This is a genomic window from Actinocrinis sp., from assembly GCF_035938995.1.
Lineage (GTDB): Bacteria > Actinomycetota > Actinomycetes > Streptomycetales > Catenulisporaceae > DASZGI01.
Window position 1 is genome coordinate 1 of the sequence record NZ_DASZGI010000111.1, and the last position, 3,767, is coordinate 3,767.

Here is a 3,767-nt window from a genome sequence, read left to right on the forward strand (position 1 = left end):
CGGGCGGGCGGGCGTCGTAAGCGTCCTTCAGCCCTTGCGGACGCGGTAGCGCAGGTGCGTGACGCGATCGGCGGTCACGACCGGCTCGGGATCGTCGAGCAGGACCGGCCCGTCGGCGAAACTGCCGAAGAATCGCTTTCCGGAGCCGAACACCACCGGCACCAGGGCCAGGTCCAGCTCGTCCACCAAGCCGGCCGCGAATGCCTGGCCGCCGACGTCGCCGCCGTTGAGTGCGACGTCGCGGTCCGGTCCGGCGACTTGCTTTGCCTGGGCGATCGCGCTCGGGATGCCATCGGTGACGAACGTGAACGGCGCCGTCCCATAAAACTCCCAGTCGGTGGGGACGCTGTGTGTCACCACGAACACCCGGTCACCGGCGACCGGCACCCCGCTCCAGCCGTTGGTGGTGTCGAACAGCCGGCGCCCGATCACCATCGCGCCGATGCGTGACCAGGCCGCGTCCAGATAGCGCGCGCTCGCGGGCGAGGTCTTGAAATGGACGTAGAACGTGTCGTTCCCGCCCTTGATCGGCGTGTCGCCGTTGACGTAGAAGTCGTGCAGCGGCCCGACCCCGTCCTGCTCGTCGGCGAGGAAGCCGTCCAGGGAGACCGCGTCGGCCATCACGACCTTGCTCATCGCTCACACCCCCCGCTCGAGCAGCTCGGCCAGGCGGTTCATCGAGTCCTGGATCCCGCCGGTCATCCCGGACGCCAGCGCGCCCTCGCGGGTTTCCAGCGACGGGAACACCGCGCGCTGAGTCAATCGGGTGCGGCCGTCGACCACGCTGAACCGGTGGATCTCCAGGGCCACCTCGTCGGGGACGCCCTCGTACTCGAAGGTCTGGATGATCAGCTTGTCCGGCTGCACGGTGTGGAACACGCCGTGGAACGAGGCGCGCTGGTCGCCGAGGTGTCCGCCGTGGTGCGTGTAGCGGTAGCGGCCGCCGGGGCGCGCGTCGTACTCCTCGATGTCGATCTCAAGGTCGCGCGGGCCCAGCCACTGCGCCACCAGCTTGGGTTCGGTGACCGCGCGGAACAGCTGGGCCGGAGTGGCGTCGAACTCCCGGGTCACCTCCAGGAACGGGGTGCCCTCGGGGGCGGCGATGATCGTCGGGTGGGTGCTCATCGTTCTTCCTCCTTCGTCAAGGTCTCCAGCACGGCGTCGAGCCGGCGGAATCTGCTTTCGGCGGCGAGCCGGTAGCCGTCGATCCAGCTGGTCAGCGCCTCCAGGGCGGCCGGGTCCAGGTGGCACGGGCGGCGCTGGCCGTCCCGGCTGCGGGTGATCAGGCCGGCGTCCTGCAGGACCGCGATGTGCCGGGAGACCGCCTGCTTGGTGATCGGGAACAGCGCGGCCAGCTCGTTGACGGTGGCCTCGCCGCGCGACAGGCGCGCCACGATCGCGCGGCGCACCGAGTCGCCCAGGGCCGCGAAGGCCCGGTCGAGGACCGCCTCGGGTCCCAGCACCGCCTCATAGTCAACCATCAGTTTGATCAACCAATCCTTTAATCAACCGATGCGTTGACAATAAGCCGGGTCGGGACCCGACGTCAACCCGTCACCCCCACGCGCAGCCCGGGGACCGCAGACATGATCCAGGCGCTCGACCGACCCCCTCCGTCTGCAGCCCTTACTCGCAACATCGCCGAGAAACCCCAGACCGCCGAGCATGATCGCCGAGAATCGGCAGATCGGGTGAGAACGGACAATGCGGTCGCGCGCATCGATCTCCTCGACGACCTCGCGCATCAACCGCTCGGCGTCAGCGAGGCTGTCGGTATCCCCAGTGCGCTTGTAGCGCCGAAACAGGCTGCCCGCGAGGTTCGCCTGGCACCCTTTCCACATCGGATCACCGGGCAGTAGCTCAAGCGTGGCACGGCGCAGCTCAATGGCCTCGGCGAGGGCCTCGGGATCCTCCCGGCTCTCGAAGAGGGACATCAGCGCATTTGCAAGGCCTTCGGTGCGCACCGGGTACTGAATGTCTTTCTCCGTCAAGGTCAGCTTCAACGCCCGGCGGTGCTGACTGATCGCCTCAGCCAGGTCCGTGCGCGAACCTGCGCGCTCATAGCGGTGTTGCAACGCCATGCCGAGGTTGCATCTCACGGTCGCCTCGCTCGGGTCGTGCTCGGTGAGAGCATCCGCAGCCGCTTCATGCGCTTCAACGGCGCGGTGCAGGTCATCCCGGCTATCGGTCGCATTGGCCCTGCGGTCCAAGGCGTTGCCGAGGAGCAGGGACGGCGAGGAGCGGGTGCTGGCGGAGCTTCTGCTGGTGCGGCTCTCTGAACTTGGCTCAGTCGGCGATCTTGTTGCGGTGCCGGGCGGGGTCCCGGGTGAGACATGGTGTCGGCTGGGCGCCCGCAAACGTCAGTAGTGCCAGCAGTAAAGTCCACCACCGTGATTGACGACGGTGGCAGCGAGGCGAACGACACCCTGCAGGATCGCTTGCGGGTCGTCGGCGGTCATGTCATCTCCGTCGAAGTATCTAAGTCTTTCGCTCCAGCGTGAGGCGAGTTCGACCAGCCTGCTGGCGTCGGCCTTGGCCAGAGCGCTGGTCAGCTCGGCTGGGACGGCGAACACCCCGAGGCCGTCGTTGAGGATGGGAGCAACCCATCGGGGCTGCCTGTGTTGGTAGAGCCTCTCGACGGGTGGGGGGCTCGCGTTCGGGGCCTCGAAGTACATCTCCCATTCGACGACCGCATCGTCGGGGTCGAAGCCGTGGCACACCACCGATGTGAACGCCGGCCCCGGGCCCTTGAGCCGCGTCGCTGCGGCAGTGTCGTCGTCGGGAGCGATGAAGAACACAACGTCGGATGTCACACGTACATGATGACGAACCGCCAGCCGTCAACGGCTACGCGGGCGCCGCAACGCTGCCGACCTGGTTCGGGCGGCGGTTGTGGCGCGCCCGGGCGATCGCTTGCCCGTGACGGCTCGGAGCCAGCGCGGTGGGTCCGTTTACAAGCCGTGAATTCGTGGTGTCGGTGACATCGGCGAGCCGGATGTTTCGCTGGGTCGTCGCGGCGTTGGCCGGTAGCGTGCCCGGATACGAGGGGAGGTGGGTTGGGTGCGGCCGGTGTTGTTGGTGGATGTGGACGGGCCGTTGAATCCGTATGCGGCCAAGGCGCACCGGCGTCCTGAGGGTTATGTGACGCATCGGTTGCTGACGCCTCGGTGGGAGGCTGCTGAGCGGCGTCGGTTGCGTGCGTGGGGGTTGCCGAACAAGCGGGTCAAGCCGCTTCGGGTGTGGCTCAATCCTGGCCATGGGCCTGCGCTGGTCGCGTTGCCGTTGGACCTGGTGTGGGCGAGTACGTGGGAGCAGGAGGCCAACGACTAAGCAGGTCAGCGCCCGGGTATCGGTACGTGTGCCGCGCCGTGCGCGCTCGGCCTCCAGCAGCCCGGCCAGGAAGGTCACGGTCGTGCGCCGCATGTCGAGCGCGCTGGCGTGCGTGACACAATCGTCCGCGCGAAGCCCCTGGTATGAACTTTGATCTTTGGCGAGAACATGTTCCACCAGGGGCTTCGTGTGGCTTCGACGCTGGGGCGGCCGGTCCCGGACAGTCCATCAGAAGTGAAGCGGTTGACTACGTGGCGCGACTACCGCTCACACGGAACGGCTCAATCCAGTACCCCACACCCTTGGTTTGCCAGGAAAACGTTGAGACATACCCGAACGGCGGCCGTCGAAATATCAAACTTATTGGAGATCTGGTTGATGCTCATCCCGAGGATGTAGAAGTCGTAACCAATAATTGCTACCCGGGGAGGGCACGC

General features: G+C 66.9%; 5 protein-coding genes and 1 pseudogene. 1 reads left to right on the forward strand and 5 read right to left on the reverse strand.

Annotation, left to right across the window (positions count from 1 at the left end):
- Positions 1-27: 27 nt before the first annotated feature.
- The 5 genes from VGZ32_RS07445 to VGZ32_RS07465 form a co-directional block, all read right to left on the reverse strand.
- On the reverse strand, positions 28-636 hold the full coding sequence (locus VGZ32_RS07445) for a dihydrofolate reductase family protein (protein ID WP_326885119.1): 609 nt from the start codon (positions 634-636) through the stop codon (positions 28-30).
- 3 nt (positions 637-639) lie between these two features.
- Positions 640-1,125 carry an SRPBCC family protein gene (locus tag VGZ32_RS07450; RefSeq protein ID WP_326885120.1) on the reverse strand — a complete coding sequence of 162 codons (486 nt, stop codon included), beginning with the start codon at positions 1,123-1,125 and terminating at the stop codon, positions 640-642.
- On the reverse strand, positions 1,122-1,481 hold the full coding sequence (locus VGZ32_RS07455; RefSeq protein WP_326885121.1) for a metalloregulator ArsR/SmtB family transcription factor: 360 nt from the start codon (positions 1,479-1,481) through the stop codon (positions 1,122-1,124). Before VGZ32_RS07455 ends, VGZ32_RS07450 begins: the two co-directional genes overlap by 4 nt.
- Before the next feature lie 24 nt (positions 1,482-1,505).
- Complete coding sequence (locus tag VGZ32_RS07460; protein ID WP_326885122.1) at positions 1,506-2,210, reverse strand: hypothetical protein; 705 nt, start codon at positions 2,208-2,210, stop codon at positions 1,506-1,508.
- A 150-nt stretch (positions 2,211-2,360) separates the two neighbouring features.
- Positions 2,361-2,813, reverse strand: a complete 453-nt coding sequence (locus VGZ32_RS07465; RefSeq protein ID WP_326885123.1) for a hypothetical protein — start codon at positions 2,811-2,813, stop codon at positions 2,361-2,363.
- A 256-nt stretch (positions 2,814-3,069) separates the two neighbouring features.
- Between VGZ32_RS07465 and VGZ32_RS28645 the strand changes: the two are divergent.
- Positions 3,070-3,327 (forward strand): annotated as a pseudogene (locus VGZ32_RS28645) (hypothetical protein); the annotation flags it as partial.
- Positions 3,328-3,767 lie beyond the last annotated feature (440 nt).

Excerpts from the sequence above, each read along its gene's own strand:
- VGZ32_RS07455 (WP_326885121.1), bottom strand. The coding sequence starts at position 1,481 with ATGGTTGACTATGAGGCGGTGCTGGGACCCGAGGCGGTCCTCGACCGG.
- VGZ32_RS07450 (WP_326885120.1), bottom strand. The coding sequence starts at position 1,125 with ATGAGCACCCACCCGACGATCATCGCCGCCCCCGAGGGCACCCCGTTC.
- VGZ32_RS07445 (WP_326885119.1), bottom strand. The coding sequence starts at position 636 with ATGAGCAAGGTCGTGATGGCCGACGCGGTCTCCCTGGACGGCTTCCTC.